The 19,699-nt window shown below is 60.3% G+C and carries 18 protein-coding genes; 4 read left to right on the forward strand and 14 right to left on the reverse strand.

The window, feature by feature from the left end:
• Window positions 1-3: 3 nt before the first annotated feature.
• Window positions 4-1,137, reverse strand: a complete 1,134-nt coding sequence (locus tag RWS31_RS03200) for an HD domain-containing phosphohydrolase (protein WP_314596043.1) — start codon at window positions 1,135-1,137, stop codon at window positions 4-6.
• Window positions 1,138-1,355: 218 nt separating this feature from the next.
• Between RWS31_RS03200 and RWS31_RS03205 the strand changes: the two genes are divergently transcribed.
• The 4 genes from RWS31_RS03205 to RWS31_RS03220 are packed head-to-tail and all read left to right on the forward strand — an operon-like array spanning window position 1,356 to window position 6,122.
• Window positions 1,356-2,357 carry an HlyD family efflux transporter periplasmic adaptor subunit gene (locus RWS31_RS03205; RefSeq protein ID WP_314596045.1) on the forward strand — a complete coding sequence of 334 codons (1,002 nt, stop codon included), beginning with the start codon at window positions 1,356-1,358 and terminating at the stop codon, window positions 2,355-2,357.
• A complete protein-coding gene (locus RWS31_RS03210) occupies window positions 2,354-3,886 on the forward strand; it encodes an ATP-binding cassette domain-containing protein (protein WP_314596047.1) in 1,533 nt (510 codons plus the stop codon). The genes RWS31_RS03205 and RWS31_RS03210 overlap by 4 nt, the downstream gene beginning before the upstream one ends.
• A complete protein-coding gene (locus RWS31_RS03215) occupies window positions 3,883-5,004 on the forward strand; it encodes an ABC transporter permease (protein ID WP_314596050.1) in 1,122 nt (373 codons plus the stop codon). The genes RWS31_RS03210 and RWS31_RS03215 overlap by 4 nt, the downstream gene beginning before the upstream one ends.
• A complete protein-coding gene (locus RWS31_RS03220) occupies window positions 5,001-6,122 on the forward strand; it encodes an ABC transporter permease (protein ID WP_314596051.1) in 1,122 nt (373 codons plus the stop codon). Before RWS31_RS03215 ends, RWS31_RS03220 begins: the two co-directional genes overlap by 4 nt.
• A gap of 97 nt (window positions 6,123-6,219) precedes the next feature.
• Here RWS31_RS03220 and RWS31_RS03225 read toward each other — a convergent pair whose 3' ends face one another.
• The 13 genes from RWS31_RS03225 to trpB all read right to left on the reverse strand — a co-directional run bounded on the left by RWS31_RS03225 (window position 6,220) and on the right by trpB (window position 19,664).
• Window positions 6,220-7,164, reverse strand: coding sequence for a Dyp-type peroxidase (locus RWS31_RS03225; protein ID WP_314596052.1), 945 nt, complete (start codon window positions 7,162-7,164; stop codon window positions 6,220-6,222).
• 32 nt (window positions 7,165-7,196) lie between these two features.
• On the reverse strand, window positions 7,197-7,628 hold the full coding sequence (locus tag RWS31_RS03230; RefSeq protein WP_314596054.1) for a hypothetical protein: 432 nt from the start codon (window positions 7,626-7,628) through the stop codon (window positions 7,197-7,199).
• Window positions 7,629-7,655: 27 nt separating this feature from the next.
• On the reverse strand, window positions 7,656-9,056 hold the full coding sequence (gene hslU, locus RWS31_RS03235; protein ID WP_314596288.1) for an ATP-dependent protease ATPase subunit HslU: 1,401 nt from the start codon (window positions 9,054-9,056) through the stop codon (window positions 7,656-7,658).
• A gap of 19 nt (window positions 9,057-9,075) precedes the next feature.
• A complete protein-coding gene (gene hslV / locus RWS31_RS03240; protein WP_009644931.1) occupies window positions 9,076-9,618 on the reverse strand; it encodes an ATP-dependent protease subunit HslV in 543 nt (180 codons plus the stop codon).
• 11 nt (window positions 9,619-9,629) lie between these two features.
• Window positions 9,630-10,943, reverse strand: a complete 1,314-nt coding sequence (gene trmFO / locus RWS31_RS03245) for a methylenetetrahydrofolate--tRNA-(uracil(54)-C(5))-methyltransferase (FADH(2)-oxidizing) TrmFO (RefSeq protein ID WP_314596057.1) — start codon at window positions 10,941-10,943, stop codon at window positions 9,630-9,632.
• Window positions 10,940-13,393 (reverse strand): type I DNA topoisomerase, encoded by a 2,454-nt coding sequence (gene topA, locus RWS31_RS03250; protein ID WP_314596058.1) that lies wholly within the window; start codon window positions 13,391-13,393, stop codon window positions 10,940-10,942. The genes trmFO and topA overlap by 4 nt, the downstream gene beginning before the upstream one ends.
• A 28-nt stretch (window positions 13,394-13,421) precedes the next feature.
• Window positions 13,422-14,516 carry a DNA-processing protein DprA gene (gene dprA, locus RWS31_RS03255; protein WP_314596060.1) on the reverse strand — a complete coding sequence of 365 codons (1,095 nt, stop codon included), beginning with the start codon at window positions 14,514-14,516 and terminating at the stop codon, window positions 13,422-13,424.
• A gap of 62 nt (window positions 14,517-14,578) precedes the next feature.
• On the reverse strand, window positions 14,579-14,941 hold the full coding sequence (folB, locus tag RWS31_RS03260; RefSeq protein WP_314596063.1) for a dihydroneopterin aldolase: 363 nt from the start codon (window positions 14,939-14,941) through the stop codon (window positions 14,579-14,581).
• A gap of 25 nt (window positions 14,942-14,966) precedes the next feature.
• Complete coding sequence (locus tag RWS31_RS03265; protein WP_314596065.1) at window positions 14,967-15,332, reverse strand: dihydropteroate synthase; 366 nt, start codon at window positions 15,330-15,332, stop codon at window positions 14,967-14,969.
• 284 nt (window positions 15,333-15,616) lie between these two features.
• Window positions 15,617-16,186 carry an aminodeoxychorismate/anthranilate synthase component II gene (locus RWS31_RS03270; protein ID WP_294176960.1) on the reverse strand — a complete coding sequence of 190 codons (570 nt, stop codon included), beginning with the start codon at window positions 16,184-16,186 and terminating at the stop codon, window positions 15,617-15,619.
• Window positions 16,170-17,666, reverse strand: coding sequence for an anthranilate synthase component I (gene trpE / locus RWS31_RS03275; RefSeq protein ID WP_399553734.1), 1,497 nt, complete (start codon window positions 17,664-17,666; stop codon window positions 16,170-16,172). Before trpE ends, RWS31_RS03270 begins: the two co-directional genes overlap by 17 nt.
• Before the next feature lie 16 nt (window positions 17,667-17,682).
• Complete coding sequence (gene trpA, locus RWS31_RS03280) at window positions 17,683-18,480, reverse strand: tryptophan synthase subunit alpha (RefSeq protein WP_314596069.1); 798 nt, start codon at window positions 18,478-18,480, stop codon at window positions 17,683-17,685.
• Window positions 18,477-19,664 (reverse strand): tryptophan synthase subunit beta, encoded by a 1,188-nt coding sequence (trpB, locus tag RWS31_RS03285; protein ID WP_314596071.1) that lies wholly within the window; start codon window positions 19,662-19,664, stop codon window positions 18,477-18,479. Before trpB ends, trpA begins: the two co-directional genes overlap by 4 nt.
• Window positions 19,665-19,699 lie beyond the last annotated feature (35 nt).

The raw sequence follows: 19,699 nt of genomic DNA on the forward strand, positions 1-19,699 counted from the left end.
CGCTCATTCTTCCTCAATCTCGCGACTCGTCAGTAGATACTCGACCTTGACATCTGTGCGCAGGTTGAGATCCATAAACTCGCCATCCATCGTCTGCACGACAGGAAGTGCCGCGAGGCGTGACTCGTCGATATAAATGATCTTGCCCGCTTCGTCATTCGAAAGCTTGACCCAGTTTCCGTTCAAAGAATGGCAGACGCGACGAATGAAACGGAAGCCGAATTCCGTGTCGAGCTGCCCATTCATAATGTCGTCTGACAAAATGTTGAACACTTCGAAAGGCGAGCGTTTCTTCGCGTAGGAGCGGTCCGATGCCATCGCATCGTACATGTCCATGATAGCGAGGATGCGTGCGAATTTGCCGATCTCTTCCTTGACGAGACCTCTGGGATAGCCCGAACCATCGCCTCTCTCATGATATTGCAGCACGGCCTCGGCGATCTCCTTGTCCTCACCCAAGCCTCCCGCCATGATCAGCTCATGCCCGAATTTCGGATGTTCCTGCATGATCTTGCGCTCATCAGGCGTCAAGACGCCCTCCTTATCGAGCATCGCCTGCTCTATGCGCAAGTTGCCAATAAGAATGAGAGCACCCGCCGTAATGAGGCGCAGCTGATCTTTCCGCGGCATCTTGAGCCACTTGCCCATAAGCCCTGCCAAAATGGCGACATGGAGACTGTGATGGATAGTGTACTCGCCTTTGGGTGTCATGTTGTGGATGTGCGCGACAGCTTTCGCGCCCGAACAAAGCGGCAGGATGTTCTGCGCCAGGGTTTCTGCTGAATCTTTGTCGACAGAGCCGTGCGCCTTCGTGACCTCAAAGAGAGACTTCAACTCGATGAAGCAATCGCCATAATCCCTTACGTACCCTTCGTCTAGAATCGGCTCCTTCAGCGGAATGGTTTTCGCTGGTGCCCCCTGCACTCCCTGCGACTTCTGGGGCATGGGAGCTAGAGCCTCTTCTCCGTCTTCTTCCCGAATTTCCACGGAGACAATATTCCTCTCAGACAAGGAGTCGATCATCTGCTGATTGAGCACCGTACCCTCTCCCAAGAGGACAGACATATCTTCCTTATATACTGCCTGTCCGACGACCATGCCTTCCTTGAGCTGGTCTACCGCATACTTCTTCAGCATTCCGCCTGCACTCCTTCGCTTGAAAACCAATTCTTACATCCCTAGGTTCACAGTCCCAATTATAACATAAATTTTTTTCTAATGCTACCAATCCTTCATAGATTATGAAAAATTTCTATGTGCGAGCTTCCTTAATGTGATTCATTTGCAGCCTCCTATGCAATCTGCTATGATGAGGGCATAAGTATAGATCCTGCAAACGAAGGAGGCCATTCTCCATGAAGATGCGAACAAAACTCCTGCTCTTCTCTCTCATGCTGCTCACAGCGGGGAGCGGCGCGTACCTCTATCATGCGCACGAATCCGCCATGCAGCACGAGCGTGCAGCGCACCTCAGGCTCTCGGGCAACGTCGACATCCGTGAGGTCACGCTCGCCTTCCGTCCGAGCGAACGCATCTCCGAAATCCTCGTGGACGAGGGTGATTCTGTCGAGGAGGGCCAGCTTCTCGCACGGCTCGATGCGGCAGAACTTGCACTGAACCTGCAAAAAGCAAAGGCGCAAACCAAGGCGCAAGAGGCCGTCTTGGAGAAACTGAAAAACGGCACGCGCAGTGAAGAGATCCTCCAGGCGCAGGAAAACGTGCGCGCCGCAGCGGCCGCTTCCGCCAACGCCAGGGGCATCTACGCACGCATGTTGGAAATCTACGAGACGAGCGAGGGCATCAGCCTGCAGGAGCTCGACAACGCGCGCGCCACAGCCGATTCTGCCGAAGCGAAGACGAGAGCCGCCGAAGCTGCGCTCGAAGAAGCGCGTACAGGCGCACGAGGCGAGGACATCCAACAGGCGGAAGCGACGCTTGCCGCACTCCGCGCAGAAGAGGAGCGCCTCGCCCACCTGCTCACACAGTACGAGCTTCGTGCGCCGTCGGCGGGCGTCATTCGATCGCGCCTCCTCGAAGTCGGCGACATGGCTTCGCCCGCCATGCCTGTCTTCAAGCTCTCCCTCATCGAGCGAAAGCAAGTACGCGTCTATGTATCGGAAGCTGATCTCAGCCGCATCCACGAAGGACAAAAGGCGCTCATCACGATGACGAGTGAAGCCGACAAGCCGCTCACCGGGACGGTCGGCTTCATTGCATCAACGGCGGAGTTCACGCCCAAGACGGTCGAGACCGAGGATCTTCGAACATCTCTCGTCTACGAAGTGCGCATCTCGGTCGACGATCCCGACAACCGCCTGCGCCTCGGCATGCCCGTGAATGCGCGGATAGACCTATGAGGGGCAAAACTGCACCCGCCGTGGAGGCCACGGCACTCGTCAAGTCCTTCACGCCGAAGAACGCCCGCACCGTCACAGCGCTCAGAGGCCTTGACTTCTCGGTGTCCGCAGGCGAGCTCACGGCGCTCGTCGGCCCGGACGGCGCGGGCAAGACGACACTGCTGCGGCTCATCGCGGGGCTGCTCGACAAGACGGCAGGAAACCTTCTCGTCCTCGGACACGATGTCGCAAAAGAGCCGCAGAAGGTGCAGAGCCGCCTCAGTTACATGCCGCAGAAGTTCGGTCTCTACGAAGATCTGACCGTCGAGGAAAACATGCAGCTCTACGCCGATCTGCACGGCATAGCGCAAGAGGAGCGGCACACGCGCTTCCCGCGCCTCCTGCACATGACGGGGCTCGCTCCGTTCACCGGTCGGCTCGCGGGCAATCTTTCGGGCGGCATGAAGCAGAAGCTCGGACTCCTCTGCACCCTCGTGCGCTCGCCCGACCTCCTGCTGCTCGACGAGCCAACCGCTGGCGTCGACCCCCTGTCGAGGCGTGAACTGTGGGAAATCCTCCAAGAGCAGGCGAGAGAAGCCTGCCTTTCCGTTCTCTGCGCGACTGCCTACATGTCGGAGGCGGCTCTTTGTCAGAAGGTCATCCTCCTCGATCGCGGGCGCATCCTCGCCGCCGGGACGCCCGACGAAGTGCGCCGCCCCCTGCACAGCATATTCGGCACATCGCCTACAAGCGCGGCACAGGCGCAGTTGGAAGACGCCGCTTCGGGAGAAAAGCGCTCTGCCATCATCGAGGTGCGCGACCTCGTAAAAAAATTCGGTGACTTCACAGCCGTCAACAACACCTCGTTCCAAGTGTATAAGGGAGAAGTCTTCGGCCTCCTCGGACCAAACGGCGCAGGCAAGACCACGACCTTTCGCATGCTTTGCGGACTCTTGCCCGCGACATCGGGCAAACTGCGCGTGGCGGGCGTCGACCTCGCGCGCGCACGCACGGAGGCTCGCGCACAGATCGGCTACGTCGCGCAGAAATTCTCCCTCTATCAGAACCTCACGGCACTCGAAAACCTGCGCTTCTTCGGCGGCATTTACGGGCTTCATCCCAAGGCTCTTGCCGCACGCATCGAAGCCGTCCTCGCCGAATTCGATCTGAAAGAGCGCAAAAACGATCGCGCGGGCGATCTTCCCGGCGGCTACAAACAGCGGCTCGCCATGGCGGCAGCGCTCCTGCACGAGCCTCCGCTCCTCTTCCTCGACGAGCCGACGAGCGGCATCGACCCGCGTGCGCGCCGTCTCTTCTGGCAGAAGATCGACGCGCTTTCAAAGAGGGGCACGACGGTCATCATCACGACGCACTTCATGGAGGAAGCCGAATACTGCACGCGCATCCTCATCCAAGATCACGGCACAATGCTCGTCCTCGGCAGCCCCGCCGAGATCCGCGCGCGCATGAAGATGCCCGCTGCCGATATGAACGATGTCTTCATCCGCATCGTCGAAGAAGCGCGCCGACGGGAGGAGGAAACAATATGAATCTCCGTGCTTTTCTTCGGCGGCTCTTCGCCCTCACGCGCAAGGAATTTCAGCAGATGAAACGCGACCGCGGCAGCATCCTGCTTGGCGTCGTCCTGCCGCTCGCCCTCATCCTCATCATCGGCTACGGCCTGTCGCTCGACGTGAAAAACGTGCGTACCGCCGTCGCCCTGGAAGACAGCTCACCCACGGCGCGCGCCGCGGTCCGCTTTCTTGACGGCAGCGACTATTTCGCCCCTGCTTACGTTCACTCAAAACAGGAAGCGGAAGCGATGATGCGGCGCGGCGAAGTCGACGCCGCCCTCATCATCCCCACGGATTTCAGCCGAAATCTTCCTCGCGGCACGGCCAGAATCGAGCTGCTTCTGAGCGGCATCGAGGCAACGACTGCCGCCTCGGCGCAAGGCTACTTCGAGTCGGTCGTGCTGAAAAAAGCGGCAGAAAGCGCCTTGGCGAAACAAAACGTCGGGCGCGCCGAAATCGTCAGCCGCGTCTGGTTCAACGACGCCAACACGAGCACATGGTTTTTCGTTCCAGGCCTCTTGATGCTCGTCCTGACCATCGTCGGCGTCTTCCTCACCTCCGTCGTCATGGCGCGCGAATGGGAGCGCGGCACGTTCGAATCGCTCTTCGTCACGCCTGTACAGCGCCTCGAACTCATTCTCGCCAAGATGATTCCCTACTTCCTCGTTGCCATGACAGGCATGATCCTGTGCCTGATCACCGGACACCTGCTCTACGAGCTCCCCATGCGCGGCTCCCTCATCTTGATTCTCGGCACGACGATGCTTTACCTCGTCATGACGCTCGGTCTCGGACTCGTGATTTCTGCTATGACGAAGAATCAATTTCTCGCATGCCAGATGGCACTTCTTCTAAGTTTCCTGCCCACGATCATGCTGTCGGGCTTCCTCTACGATCTGCATACAGCACCGCTCGGCATCCGCATCATCAGCCGTTTCCTGCCCATGCCCTACTTCCTGCAAATGTTGAAGTCTCTGCTGCTCACGGGAAATTATTGGCCGCTCATCATCAAAAACACAGCCGTGCTTGCGGGCTTTGCCGCACTCTTCGTCGGCGCCGCCTTTCATCTGACACGAAAGAAGGTGGGAGAATGAACATGCAGCGCATCCGCATCTTCTTCACACATCTCTACTACCTCGGGCACAAGGAACTCCTGGCCATCTTGAAGGATCCGCGCATGCGCCTCGCTCTGATCATGCCCGTCTTCACCCAGGGGCTGCTCTTCGGCTACGTCGCCAACTACAACCTCGACTCCGTACCCTACGCCGTCGTCGACGCATCGAGAAGCGAAGCCTCGCAGAGCTTGATCGCGCACTTCGACGGCTCGCCCGCATTTTCGCGCACGGCGACGCTTGCCGTCCCTGCCGAGATTGAGCCTTTGATCAACTCCGAGACCATTCTCATGGCACTCATCGTCCCCGCAGACTTTGAAGCTCGTCTCGCACGCGGCGAGACCACCCCTGTCGAGGTCATCACCGACGGCCGCAACGCGCTCACATCGACGCTCGCCACAGGCTATGCAGCAGCCATCATCGCGCGCTGGAACGCAGAGAGACTGCATGCCGCGCCCGCCATCACACTGACGAGCCGCACATGGTACAACGAGAACCAGATCACGCGCTGGACCTTCCTGCCGAGCATCATCGCCATGATCTCCTTCGTGCAGGTCATCATGCTCGCTGGACTCTCCATCGCCCGAGAGCGCGAACAGGGCACCTTCGATCAGCTTCTCGTCACGCCGCTCGCCCCCGTGGAGATCCTCATCGGCAAGGCGCTTCCGCCCATGCTCATCGGACTTGTGCAGAGCACGCTTCTCCTGCTCATTTCCCTCTTTTGGTTCGAGATTCCGTTTGCCGGCTCCTTCCTTACGCTCTATCTGACGCTCTTCCTCTTCATCCTCAGCTCGACGGGCATCGGTCTGTGCGTCTCCGCCGTCGCACGCAGCATGCAGCAAGTCCTCGTCTACCTCTTCGTCCTCCTGCTGCCGCTCGCCCTTCTCTCAGGTATCGCAACACCCGTCGCCAACATGCCGCGCATCCTGCAGATCCTCACCTACATCGACCCTCTGCGCTTCGCCGTCGAGGCCGTGCGGCGCGTCTACCTGGAAGGCGCCGTCGCCGCCGACCTCATCGGCGACTACATCCCCCTGCTCCTCATCGCCGCCTTCACGCTGCCCCTCGCCATGCGGCTCTTTCGCAGCCGCGCAATCTAGTGCACGACGGGCTGTCTTTCCTCTATGCGTCCCAAACAAAAAGAGCTTGCCGCCTTCTTTCCTGCAGCAAGCTCTTTTCTTTCATTTCCGACCGAAATCAGAACATCTCGCCCTCAGCAATCTTGTCAAGGGTCTCCTTCGACGGGATGAAGAAAAGCTGTCCCTTCTGCGCCGTCGAATACTCCAACAGTCGGTCATTCTTCGTGAACATGTTCGTGAGCATCTGGCGCGTCACATCCCAATGACGCGCGTAGCCGATGAAATACGTGCCGCGCACGCCCTCTCCGGGATTCGCAAAGACGACATTCATGCGCACAATCTTGTGCTCCTCACCATCGCGGTTGTCCTGCGAGATGACGTTGTGCGCACGCGGATCCTTCTCATCGTCCTCCAGCTCGATGTCGCTGTACTTCCTGCGGCCGATGTACTTCTCCTGCACCTCGGTCGGCAGGGCGCGCCAAGCGTCGAGATCATGCACATACTTCTGGGCAAAGGCATACGATCCGTTGATGAAGTCTGGATCTTCCTCGCCGATGATCGCCCACTCCTTCGCCTCCTCGCCGACGGGATTTTCCGTACCGTCGATGAAATCGACGATCGCTCTGCCCTCACGATAGTGAAAACCGTGCGTCTCATCGACGACATCGACAATGGGACGCAAAAATCCCATGATCTGATCGACCACGAGGTACGTCGTCGCTGCCTCGCCCGCGCGGACATGAAGGAAAAGATCCGCCTTCGTCGCAGGCGCCGTGTGCTGATCCCCGTTGACGCCCTGGAAATCCTCCAATTCTCTCGGTTTCTTCGCCTTGGGAAAGAGATATTCCCACGCCTGATTGCTGAAACCCAGCGTGAGTTTCACCGTCTCCGGCGCAACGCGGATGTTCATCGAGCGCTGGATCGCCCCGATGCGATCCGCCATATCAGCGATGATCTCGCACTCCTTCTCCTTGTCCTCTCTTTTCAGCGAAAGCATCAAAAAGATAACGCTCTCACCTGCATCCTTGAATACGTCCTGTGCCAGATTCGCATTGACCTCCATGTTGTTCGCCTCCCTTTCTTAAAAAATCGTTTTCAGTCGCTATGTTCGTGCGCGGCTGCCCGAAGATATTCGAGCTTGCCTGCGTCCCTTTTGTTTACGGCAGAGCCAAATTTCGACGACGGCATATAGTATTCATCCGTATCCTTCTTATACCGGAACACGATGGTATCCTGCGGCTCTACCGTCATCGTACCATCGCTGCTGCTCCACCAACAGGTAAAGGAGAGGAACGCGAAGTCTTCGTAGTCCTCACCCTCGCTCATGATGTATGCCGAACTCACATCGGCCACCGATTTCGCGTGAGAGCCGCTGTCCCATACGATGAAATTCGGATCGCCGTCGTAGCTGTAGATGCCGGGAGCTACATCGGCTTCAGGCAGATCGGCAAAAGCCGTCGATGTGCAGATCGCAAGGCAAAATGTAAAAACGGCGGCAAAAACTTTCCTGCTGAGATTCAGATTCATACAAATCCCACCTTTTTTCGAAGAACCTTACAAAATGAAATGGCTCAAATCGCGGTCGACGGCGATGTCCTTGAGCTTCTTGTCGACGTAGGCGGCATCGACGCGGACTTCCTTTTCTTCCATCTCGGGAGCATCGAAGGAGAGGTCTTCGAGGAGCTTTTCCAGAATCGTATGCAGGCGGCGTGCGCCGATGTTCTCGGTCTGAGCGTTGACGTCGCAGGCGAGCTGCGCGAGGCGCTCGATGGCGTCGTCCGCGAAGTCGAGCGAGATGCCCTCGGTCGCGAGAAGCGCCTTGTACTGCTTCAAAAGAGCGTTCTGCGGCTCGGTCAGGATGCGCTGGAAGTCTTCCTTCTGCAGCGACTTCAGCTCGACGCGAATCGGGAAGCGTCCCTGCAGCTCGGGAATGAGATCGGACGGCTTCGCCGTGTGGAATGCGCCCGCCGCGATGAAGAGGATATGGTCGGTCTTGACGGGACCGTACTTCGTCACGACGGTCGAGCCTTCGACGATCGGCAGGATGTCTCGCTGCACGCCTTCGCGCGAGACGTCGGGACCTGAGCCCTGCCCCTTGACGGCGACCTTGTCGATCTCGTCGAGGAAGACGATGCCGCTCTTTTCCGCCGCGCGAATGGCGGCGTCCTTGACCTCCTCCATATCGACGAGCTTCGCGGCCTCTTCCTGGCAGAAGAGCTTGCGTGCCGCCGCCACGGAGACCTTGCGTTTCTTGTGCTTCTTCGGCATGAGGTTCGCCATCATGTCCTGCAGATTGTCGCCCATGCTCTCAAGGCTCGAACCTGCGAACATGCTGCCCATTGGCTTTCCCGAGTCCTCGATCTCGATCTCGATGACTTCTTTTTCCAGCTCGCCCTTCGAGAGGCGCTTTCTGACCCACTCGCGCCCCGCCGCATACTTCGGCTCCTTATTCTCCTCCGACGATTCCTTTTCCTCGTCGTCAGATCCGCCGAAGAGCTTGCCCAAGGGGTTCTGCGACTTCTTCGGCTGCGGCACGAATACGTCGAGGATGCGCTCCTCAGCCAGCTCGGCTGCCCTTTCCTGCACCTTTTCCATGCGTTCCTGGCGCACCATGCGCACGGCCGTCTCGGCGAGGTCGCGCACGATGGACTCGACGTCGCGCCCCACATAGCCGACTTCCGTGAACTTCGTCGCCTCGACCTTGATGAACGGCGCCTTGACGAGTCTCGCCAGACGACGCGCGATCTCGGTCTTGCCGACGCCCGTCGAGCCGATCATCAGGATGTTTTTCGGTATGACATCGTCCTGCATGGCGACGTCAAGCTGTCGGCTGCGCCAGCGGTTTCTGAGCGCGATGGCGACGGCTCGCTTCGCTTCCTTCTGCCCGACGATATAGCGGTCAAGCTCCTCGACGATCTGGCGCGGCGTCTGCTCGTTCAGCATGCTCTCTTCCATTTCGACCTTTTCCTGCAAGTCAATCCAGCTCCTCTACCTTGATGTTGTGATTCGTGAAGACGCATATATCGGCGGCGAGCGTCAAGGCTTCCTTGGCGATTTCCGCCGCTTCCATGTCCGTGTGCTTGACGAGGGCGCGCGCTGCCGCGAGCGCGTAGAAGCCGCCCGAGCCGATCGCCGCGACGTCGCCGTCCGGCTCGATGACCTCGCCGCCGCCCGAGATCATCAAGAGAGTCTCGGCATCGGCGACGAGAAGCAGCGCTTCGAGCTTTCGGAGCACGCGATCCGTGCGCCACTCCTTGGCAAGCTCGACCGAAGCGCGCATCAGATTGCCGTTGAATTCCTCCAGTTTCGCCTCAAACTTCTCGAAGAGCGTGAAGGCGTCGGCAACCGAGCCGGCGAAGCCCGCGACGACCTTGCCGTGGTAAAGGCGGCGCACCTTGCGCGCCGTCGATTTCATGATGGCGCTCTGTCCGAACGTGACCTGCCCGTCGCCCGCAATCGCCGTCTTTCCCTTCTGGCGCACGGCGACGATGGTCGTCGCGTGAAATGTCTGTTCCATAGCTTGTCCTCCTACTCCATCTGGCCGCGAAAATCTTCAAGCGCGCAAAGCGCACGCTCGGCGAGCATTTCCTTCTTGCGCTTCTTGTCGCGGATGCGTCCCTCCAAGGGCGGCAGCAGCCCGAAGTTGACGTTCATCGGCTGGAAGTGACGCGAATCCGCCTCCGTGATGTAGGCAGCGAGCGCGCCGTGGCACGTCTCGCGCGGAAACACGAGCGGCCTCTGCCCCTTTGCGAGCCGCGCGGCATTGATTCCTGCGACAAGACCCGAGGCCGCTGACTCGACGTAGCCCTCGACGCCCGTCATCTGTCCGGCGAAGAGAAGCTCCGCCTCCTTCTTGAGCTGATACGTCGGCGCGAGAAGGCGCGGCGAATCGATGTATGTGTTGCGGTGCATGACGCCGTAGCGCATGAACTCGGCATTTTCCAGTCCCGGGATCATGCAGAAGACGCGCCGCTGCTCGCCCCATTTCAAATGCGTCTGAAAGCCCACGATGTTGTAGAGCGTGCCCGCGGCATTGTCCTGGCGAAGCTGCACGACGGCATGCGGGCGCACGCCCGTCTTCGGGTCTTCGAGGCCGACGGGCTTCAAAGGGCCGAAGAGAAGCGTGCTTTCCCCGCGCGAAGCCATGACCTCGACGGGCATACAGCCCTCGAAGAACACGGGCTTTTCAAAGCTGTGCAGCTCCGCCGTTTCCGCCGTCGTCAACGCCTGCCAGAAGGCGCGGTACTCCTCTTCTGTCATCGGGCAGTTGATGTAGGCAGGCTCGCCCTTGCCGTAGCGCGAAGCGCGGTATGCCTTCGTCATGTCGATGGATTCGAGCGTCACGATGGGTGCCGCCGCATCGTAAAAGTAAAAGGACGCATCGCCCATCATCTCGCGCAGGCAGGCGGCGAGCGCACCGTCCGTCAGAGGGCCGGATGCCACGATGGTCACGGCGTCCTCTTCTCGCGGAATCGTCTCGACGCGCATCCGCACGACCTCGACGCGCGGGTGCGCCGTGAGCTTCTCGGTAATAAAGCGCGAGAAGCCCTCGCGGTCGACGGCGAGCGCACCGCCCGCCGGCACGCGAGTCGCGTCCGCCGCTGCCATGACGAGAGAGCCGAGGCGGCGCATCTCCTCCTTGAGGACGCCGACGGCGTTCTCAAGACCTGCGCCGCGCAGAGAATTGCTGCAGACGAGTTCAGCAAAGTCCGCCGTCTTGTGCGCGGGACTTGAGGCTGCGGGGCGCATCTCATAGAGCGTGACCTGAGCGCCGCTCTCGGCCGCCTGCCACGCGGCTTCGCTGCCCGCAAGCCCCGCGCCCACGACAATGACTTTCTTCACTTTGTTGCCTCCGCCTCCGCCGCCTTTTCCGCCGCTGCAGCTTCCTTCGCCTTCTTCGCTTCCAAGCGTGCGCGGCTCTTCTCAATCTCCTTGTTGATTGGGTGATCGATGCGCGTCTTGCATTCCTCGTTGCTGCAGTAAGGCAGGATTCTTCCGTTCTTGTAGCGATGGCGCAGCATGAAAGCGCCGCATTCCGAGCACTTTTCCGTCAATGGCTGATCCCATGTCACATAGTCGCACGCGGGATAATTTTCGCAGCCGTAGAACGCCTGCCCGCGCCTTGAGCGGCGCTCGACGATCCTGCCGCCACACTTGGGGCACGGCACGCCCGTATCTTTCAAAAGCGGCTTCGTGTTGCGGCAATCGGGAAAGCCCGGGCACGCGAGGAACTTGCCGTAGCGTCCCTGCTTGACGACCATGTTCCTGCCGCACTTCTCGCAGATGACGTCGGAAACCTCCTCGGGAATCTCGACCTCGCCGATCGCCTCGTCCGCCTCTTCGAGCGTCTTTTCAAACGGCTCGTAAAAGCCGCGCAGAAGGTCGTTCTTGTCCACCTTTCCCTCGGCGATTTCGTCAAGCTCGTTTTCCAGTCCCGCAGTGAACTGCACGTCGACGATGTCCTTGAAATGTTCTTCGAGCATGTCGTTGACGAGGAAGCCGAGGTCGGTCGGCTGGAAATGCTTGTCCTGGCGCACGACGTAACCGCGTGCCAAGATCGTCTCGATGATCGGCGCATAGGTGCTCGGACGGCCGATGTCCTCTTCCTCAAGCGTCTTGACGAGCGACGCCTCGTTGTATCGCGGCGGCGGTTCCGTGAAGTGCTGCTCGGGCAGGAGATCCACGAGGGAAAGCGCTTCCCCTGCCGCAAGTTCGGGCAGGAGCACGTCCTTTTCCTTCTTGTTGTCGGCATAGACGGCGAGGAAACCCGGGAACTTCAGCGTCGAGCCGGAAGCGCGCGCGATGTAGCGCTCGCCTGCCGCCACGCTGACGCTCACCGTATCGAAGACGGCGGGCGTCATCTGGCTCGCGACGAAGCGCTGCCAGATCAGGGTGTAGAGGCGAAGCTGCTCACGCGACAAATATTTTTCCATAAGCTCGGGCGTGTTCTCGACACTCGTCGGCCGAATCGCCTCGTGCGCGTCCTGCGCCTTCTTGCCCGCCGCATAGATATTGGGCTTTTCGGGCAAGTAATCCGCGCCGAACGACGTGCCGACGTAGCCGCGTACCTCATCGAGCGCGAGGTCGGAAAGGCGCGTCGAATCCGTGCGCATGTAGGTGATGAGGCCGACGGGGCCGCGCCGGCCAAGTTCGACGCCTTCATAGAGCTGCTGGGCGATCATCATCGTGCGGCGCGACGTGAAGCCGAGCTTCCTCGATGCGTCCTGCTGCATGCTGCTCGTCGTAAAGGGCGCGACAGGATTGCGCCTGCGCTCACGCTTTTTGACCTCCTTGACCGAAAAGCTCTGTTTCGCCATATCCTTGACGAGAGCTGACGTTTCTTCTTTCGAGTGCAGCGCGAGCTTCTTGCCGTCGACGGTCGCAAGTTCAGCGGCAAACTGTGCGCCGCGCCCCTTCTTGAGCTTCATGCCGACCGTCCAGTATTCCTCGGGCACGAATGCCTGGATCTCCTTCTCGCGGTCGCATATAAGCTTGACCGTCACCGACTGCACGCGGCCGGCGGAAAGCCCCTTCTTGATCTTGCGCCAGAGGAGCGGGCTGAGCTTGTAGCCGACGATGCGGTCGAGCATGCGGCGCGCCTGCTGCGCGTCCACGCGGTCGAGGTTGATCGGGTACGGCTCCTTGACCGCCGCCTGTATGGCGGGCTTCGTAATCTCGTTGAAGACGATGCGGCAATTCTCGTTCGGGTCGATGCCCAGAATGTGCGCGAGATGCCAAGCGATCGCCTCGCCTTCGCGGTCAGGATCGCTTGCCAGATAAATCTTGGCGGCGCGCTTCGCATCCTTCTTCAGCGCCTTGATGAGATCGCCCTTGCCACGAATGTTGATGTACTTCGGCGCGAAGTCGTTCTCAACGTCGATGCCGAACTGGCTCTTCGGAAGATCGCGCAGATGCCCCATGGACGCTCGCACCATGTATTTCTTGCCGAGATACTTCTCAATCGTCTTCGCCTTCGCCGGCGACTCGACAACGACCAAGGTCTGCGGAGTTTCCTTCTTCGCGGCAGTCTTTTTCGCCGCGGTCTTCTTCGCAGCAGTCTTCTTCGGCGCTGACTTTTTTGCGGCAGGCTTCTTCTCAGCGGCAGATGCCGTCGCGGCGGAATCCCTCGCAGCGGATTTCTTAGTCGCCGTCTTCTTCGCCGAAGCCTTCTTTACGGCAGACTTCTTCACCGCCGGCTTTTCCACGGCGGCTGTCTTCCCTTCTTTTTTCTCCGCTTGCCCTGCGGCTTCCCTATTCTTCTCTTGCGGCGTCTTTTTCTGCGCTGTCGGCAAGATCGCCCCTCCTCAACTACTTAGATACTCAAACACTCTTCCCCTTGGCACTGCGGATGTATGTGCGCACGGGCGTCTCCTCGACAAGCCCCTTGACGCGCAGTCCCAGCAAGAGGAATGCGACGTTTGCGGCCTTGCCCTGCAGGCGGCAGATCAGCTCGTCGAGAGAAAGCGCCGCCTCACGCGAAAGGAGCGCGTAGACCGCCGCTTCCTCCTCAGTCAATTCCTGCGGGGGCGGTGCGCTCGTTCGCGGCGCGCCGTCCTCGTACTCAGCGGCAACGTCCGCCGCTGAGACGACAAGCCGCGCCCCCTGCTGAATCAGGCGATGGCAGCCACGGCTCGTCACCGAGTAGATGCTGCCGGGCACGGCAAAGACGTCGCGCCCCTCGCTCAGGGCAAACTCCGCCGTGATCAAAGAGCCGCTCCGCTCCGCCGCCTCGACGACGATTGTGCCGTGCGCAACGCCGCTGATGATGCGGTTCCGCGCGGGGAAAAAGGCCGCGAGCGGCGCCGTGCCCGGCGCATACTCGGAAATGACCGCGCCCTTCTCGGCAATCTCCGTCAGAAGCCGCGCATTCTCGCGCGGATAGGCGACATCGACGCCGCAGCCGAGCACGGCGACCGTCGCGCCCGCCTGCAAAGCGCCCTTGTGCGAAGCCGTGTCGATGCCGCGCGCCGCGCCGCTCACGACGACAAAACCGCGCTCGGCAAGACCGAGCGCGATGTCCTCCGCCGCCCCCTTGCCATAGGCGCTCGCGTGGCGTGCGCCGACCATGGCGACGGCGGGATGCTTCAGGCAATCGAGCGAGCCGCGGCAAAAGAGCGTCTGCGGCGGATTGTAGATCTCCTTCAACCGAGCGGGATACGCCTCATCTGACGGGACGAAGAGCGAGATACCGCCCTTTTCGCACGCAGCCGCAATCTTCTCGGGCAGAGCTTCGTTCCTGCGGCAGAAATCGTACAGCGCCGCCGCACGCTCAGGCGAAAGATGCGCTGCACGAAGCGCCTCGGCGCGTGCGTGCCACGCGTCCTGCGCCGACCCAAAAACGCGCACGAGAGAGGCCGCCACACGGCTTCCCACGCCCGGAGCACGGCAAAGAGCCGCGAGGAAGAATCGCTCCATGAAGTCACTCCTCTCCACCTCTTTGCGCCTTCATGCGTCACGTGAATCCCGCGAAGGTGTCCTTACGCCTTGCGCGTGACCTCGACCTCGACGTAATCCAACGGCCCGTGGATGAGCACGGCATGCTTGCGTACACGCGTCGTGACCTCGACGACCTGCGGGAACTTTTTCAAGATGCGGTCGCCCGTCTTCGCCGCGAGCGTCATCAAGAGGTTGACCTTCGTCTCCTCCACTGTATCTTCGATCAGAGGATAGACCGCCGCTGCGTCCACAGCGCCGTCTTCGATCCGATCCGTATCGCAGGCCTTGTCGTCGCGCGTCACCATCTCGACATCGACGTTGAGTTTTGCGCCCTGCTCCTTCTCGTATTCATAAACGCCCTGAAAGCCATAAAACATCATGTTCATCATTCTGATCTTTGCCATGAAAATCCACTCCTTCTCCCACGTTTTACATCTCCAAAAGCGCCAGGATGTCGCGAGCCAAGACGTCAAGCCCCCACGGCTGACGCAGAAGCACGGCGGCGGCCGCACGGTACTGCGCGAGCGTCGCGAAGAGCAGGACATCCGTGCGCTCCTCGCTGAGGTCGACGGCATGGCACGATACGGCGGCGTCCGCCCCCTTCGACAGGAACGTCTGCTTGACGACGTTCGCCGCCTTCGTCGGCAAATCATGCACGCGGATCACGCAGAAGACGGCCTTGTCGCGCATGATCGCGACGCCCGCTTCCGTGCAGCCGATCTCGCGCATGGCCGCTGCCGCCGTCTCCCTGCCCCAAGGCTCCATGCGCTCAAGCGCAAAACCTTTCCGCTCCACGAAATCCCCCCTTGCGCTTCATTTCCTCTCATTGTATCATAAAGAGAACGGAAACGGTACGAAAAATTTGCTAAGTAGCGACAAACGGGGTGAACTCCATGAGCGACGTCTTCCTGCTCTTCCTCATCTTCCTCATGCTCGCCTATACATTCTGGGACGAGCTTTTCACTCGGTAATCATACAAGGACGGGGCTGTGCACACAATGAAGTGAGCGCAGCCCCGTCCTGCCGTTTCCGTGAGGATTCCCATATGATAAATCGCTGTTTCTTATCCATCCTCCGCCTCAAGCCAATCCTTGCAGGAAGTTCCGCATGATCTTCTCGCCGTCGGGCGTCAGAATGGACTCGGGATGGAACTGGATTCCCTCGATGGCGTACTCCTTGTGGCGCACGCCCATGATCGTGCCGTCTTCCAGTTCGGCGGTGACGGCGAGGCAGTCGGGCAGGGATTCGCGCTCGATGATGAGCGAGTGATAGCGACCGACTGCCGCTTTCTCTGGCAGTCCTGCGTAAAGGCCCTGCCCATCGTGGCGGATGGGGGAAGGCTTGCCATGCACGATCTCCTTGGCGCGCACGATGCGGCCGCCGAAGACTTCGCCGATTGCCTGATGCCCGAGGCAGATGCCGAGGAGCGGCACCTTGCCCTTCGCCGCTTCGATCAGCGCTTCAAGATTGCCCGCATCCTTCGGCAGCCCCGGCCCCGGCGAGAGGATCACGGCTTCGTAGTGCGCCGCCAACACGTCCTCGGGCGTCACGTCATCGTTGCGCACGACCTCAACCTCTGCGCCGAGGGAAGCGAGAAGCTGGTAGATATTGTATGTAAATGAATCGTAGTTGTCAAAAAGCAACAACATCGTTTTCCACCTCCTCGACAACTTCAAACAGCGCCCGCGCCTTCTGCAGAATCTCCCGATATTCGTTTTCGGGCACGGAATCCGCGACGATGCCCGCCCCCGCTTGGATCACGGCGGTTTCGTCGTTTTCAATGCGCATCGTGCGCAAGGTGATGCACATGTCCATATTGCCGTAGAAGTCCATATAGCCGACCGTGCCCGCATACGTGTTGCGCTTTACAGGCTCAAGCTCGCGGATGATCTCCATGGCGCGCAGCTTCGGCGCACCGCTGACCGTGCCTGCGGGAAATGCCGCCGCCAAGACGTCCAGAGGGCGGCATTCCTTCTTGAGCCGTCCGACGACCTCGGAGACCATGTGGAGCACATGGCTGAACTTCTCGATCTCCTTGAACTTCGTCACGCGCACGCTGCCCGCCTCGCTGATGCGCCCGATGTCGTTGCGCGCGAGGTCGACGAGCATCGCGTGCTCGGCACACTCCTTGCCGTCCGCCTTGAGATCGGCAGCGAGCGCCGCGTCTTCCTCATCGTTCCTGCCACGCCGGCGCGTGCCCGCGATCGGGTAGGTGAAGATCTTGTCGCCCGCCACCTTCACGAGCATCTCGGGCGAAGCGCCGACGAGCTTGACGCTGCCGAAGTTCAGATAGAACATGTAGGGCGACGGATTGACCTGTCGCAGGCGGCGATAGAAGTGGAAGCTCGGCTTCGTGATCTTCTCGCGGAACTGGCGCGACGGCACGACTTGGAAGATGTCGCCGGCGAAGATATGCTCCTTCGCCTTTTCGACGGCAGCAATAAAATCGCCGGAATCGCTTTCATACTTCGCGAGGAAGTCGAGCGGCACCCCTCGCTTCGCAGCCGTTTTGGCGGCAGGCGCGACGGGCGCACGCAGCCGTTCTGCGATCGTTTCCATCTTTCGCGCCGCCTCTTCATACGCAGCATCCGCCGTTTCCTCCGTGACGCGCGCGAGATGGATGAGCCGCGCCGTATTTTTCAAGGCGTCGAAGACCACCAGGTGACGACAGACCATGAACTGCCCGAGAAGTTCATCTTCGCCGAGCGTCATTGTGCGCACGCGGTCGAAGGTCGCGGCGATTTCATAGTTCAGATAGCCGACCATACCGCCGTTCGCCAGCGGCAGCTCCTCGTCCTCCACCGCAGGTCGGAAGCCTTCCATGTATTTTTTGAGCGTTTCCTGCGGCGTGCCGTCGAGGCATTTCATCAAATCGTTTTCGCGGATCATCAGGCGATCCTTGAAAACCTGCAGTCGAATGAACGGCTCGGCGCCGATGAACGAATAGCGCCCAAACTGCTGATGCGTCGTGTCGACGGATTCGAGGATGAAGCCCTCCGCCTCACCGACGAGCTTGCAAAAGACGGAGACGGGCGTATCGAGATCCATGGAGAGCTCCGCCGTGACGGCGATGAGATTCGCCGCCTTTGCCAATTCCTTAAAACGCGCCAACGCTGGCTGCAAAGTCATCATTTTCTGCACCCCCTCAGCCATGATACGCCGCATCGAGAGCTTTGCGCATCGCCGCGATCAAGTCCGCCGCCTCGTCCCGCCTGTCCGCGAGCAGGAGCTTGACGACGGCGCTGCCCACGATGACAGCGTCGGCTTCCGCCGCCGCTTCGACAGCCGCCTCGGGCGAGCCGATGCCGAAGCCGACCGCCAGAGGCGTCTTCGTATAGGCGCGCGCCCCCTTGACGATCTTGCCGATCCGGCTGTAGTCGACCTTCTTGACGCCCGTGACGCCGTTGTTGGACACGCAGTAGATGAAGCCTGCAGCGCTCGCGCACGTCTCCTTCATACGCTCGGATGTCGTGCCCGGTGTGATGAACTCCATCAAGGGAAAGTCGTGCGCCGCGCAAATTTCGCGCATCTCACCCGACTCCTCGTGCGGCACATCGGGGATGATGACGCCGTCCATGCCCGCCGCCTTGAAATCCTCAACGAAACGGGGGAAGCCGTAGTGCAGCATATTGTTGACATAGCCCATGCCCACGAGCGGCATCTCGGAGAAACGGCGAATCGCCTGCACGATTTCGCGCACTTTCGCGAGCGTCATGCCGCCCTTCAAAGCGGCGACGGAAGCCGTCTGGATGACGGGACCGTCCGCCATCGGGTCGGAAAACGGCAGCCCGAGTTCTATGACATCGGCGCCTGCCTCTTCTGCACGGCGCACCGCATCGATCGTGCCTTCCGCATCGGGCATGCCCGCCGTCAGATAGATGATGAGCCCTTTCCTGCCCTTTTCTTTCAGACCGTTCAATACATGATCCAAACGCGTGCTCATTCGCTTTCCCTCCCCAATGCTTTTGCGACCATCTGCACATCTTTGTCGCCGCGCCCCGAGAGGCAGACGACGACGACCTCATGCTCCTTCGTCCCGGGCATCAGTTTCTCAAGGTACGCGAGCGCATGGGAGCTTTCCATGGCGGGCACGATGCCTTCCAGGCGGCAAAGCCGCTGAAACGCCGCGAGCGCCTCCTCGTCCGTGACCGAAACGTACTCCACGATGCCTTGGTCCTTGAAGTAGGAATGCTCGGGGCCGACGCCCGGATAATCGAGCCCTGCGGAAATGGAATACGCCTCGACGACCTGTCCGTCCGCATCCTGCAGCAGGTAGCTGTAAGCGCCGTGCAGAACGCCCGGCTCACCGGCGCCGCTCAAGGTGCGCGCGTTGTCGACGGGAGCCTCGCCGCGCCCACCGGCCTCGACGCCGTACTTCTTGACGGAAGCCTCGTCCTTGAAATCATAGAACGTGCCGATGGCGTTGCTGCCGCCGCCGACGCAGGCGACGAGCGCATCGGGAAGCTGTCCACACGCCGCCTGGACCTGTGTGCGGATCTCCTCGCCGATCATCTTCTGGAAGTCGCGCACCATGCTCGGGTACGGGTGCGGCCCGACCGCCGAGCCAATGATGTAGTAGGTGTCCGTGATATTCGTCGCCCAATAGCGGATCGCCTCGCTCGTCGCGTCCTTGAGCGTGCCCGTGCCGCTCGCGACAGGAATGACCTTCGCACCCAGAAGCTCCATGCGGAAGACGTTGAGGCGCTGGCGCTTGACGTCCTCCTCCCCCATGAAAACATGGCACTCCATGCCGAAGAGCGCCGCGACCGTCGCCGAAGCGACGCCGTGCTGCCCTGCACCCGTCTCGGCGACGATGCGCTTCTTGCCCATGCGCTTTGCGAGCAGCGCCTGCCCGAGCGCATTGTTGATCTTGTGTGCTCCCGTATGCAGAAGATCCTCGCGCTTGAGGAAGATACGCGCCTTGCCGTAATGTTCGGTAAGCTTCTCGGCAAAGTACAATCGCGTCGGACGGCCTGCGTACTCTTGCAGATAGCGCCGGAACTCCGCTTGAAACTCCTCGTCCTCCCTGCATCTCGCATAGGCAGCTTCCAATTCCTGCAGCGCCGGCATGACGATTTCCGGCACATACTGTCCGCCGTATGCCCCGAATCTTCCCTTCTTAGCCATATATTTCCCTCAACTTTCTTCTACTGTCAAAACAA

This window comes from uncultured Selenomonas sp., from assembly GCF_963528755.1.
Taxonomy (GTDB): Bacteria; Bacillota; Negativicutes; order Selenomonadales; family Selenomonadaceae; genus Selenomonas.

Coding starts and splice junctions, on each gene's coding strand:
- hslV (WP_009644931.1), bottom strand. CDS start 9,618: ATGGAACAGACATTTCACGCGACGACCATCGTCGCCGTGCGCCAGAAG.
- folB (WP_314596063.1), bottom strand. CDS start 14,941: ATGGCAAAGATCAGAATGATGAACATGATGTTTTATGGCTTTCAGGGC.
- trpB (WP_314596071.1), bottom strand. CDS start 19,664: ATGGCTAAGAAGGGAAGATTCGGGGCATACGGCGGACAGTATGTGCCG.
- RWS31_RS03225 (WP_314596052.1), bottom strand. CDS start 7,164: ATGGAGGTCAATGCGAATCTGGCACAGGACGTATTCAAGGATGCAGGT.
- RWS31_RS03205 (WP_314596045.1), top strand. CDS start 1,356: ATGAAGATGCGAACAAAACTCCTGCTCTTCTCTCTCATGCTGCTCACA.
- RWS31_RS03215 (WP_314596050.1), top strand. CDS start 3,883: ATGAATCTCCGTGCTTTTCTTCGGCGGCTCTTCGCCCTCACGCGCAAG.
- RWS31_RS03210 (WP_314596047.1), top strand. CDS start 2,354: ATGAGGGGCAAAACTGCACCCGCCGTGGAGGCCACGGCACTCGTCAAG.
- hslU (WP_314596288.1), bottom strand. CDS start 9,056: ATGGAAGAGAGCATGCTGAACGAGCAGACGCCGCGCCAGATCGTCGAG.
- trpE (WP_399553734.1), bottom strand. CDS start 17,666: ATGACTTTGCAGCCAGCGTTGGCGCGTTTTAAGGAATTGGCAAAGGCG.
- dprA (WP_314596060.1), bottom strand. CDS start 14,516: ATGGAGCGATTCTTCCTCGCGGCTCTTTGCCGTGCTCCGGGCGTGGGA.
- trpA (WP_314596069.1), bottom strand. CDS start 18,480: ATGAGCACGCGTTTGGATCATGTATTGAACGGTCTGAAAGAAAAGGGC.
- RWS31_RS03200 (WP_314596043.1), bottom strand. CDS start 1,137: ATGCTGAAGAAGTATGCGGTAGACCAGCTCAAGGAAGGCATGGTCGTC.
- RWS31_RS03220 (WP_314596051.1), top strand. CDS start 5,001: ATGAACATGCAGCGCATCCGCATCTTCTTCACACATCTCTACTACCTC.
- RWS31_RS03230 (WP_314596054.1), bottom strand. CDS start 7,628: ATGAATCTGAATCTCAGCAGGAAAGTTTTTGCCGCCGTTTTTACATTT.
- RWS31_RS03270 (WP_294176960.1), bottom strand. CDS start 16,186: ATGTTGTTGCTTTTTGACAACTACGATTCATTTACATACAATATCTAC.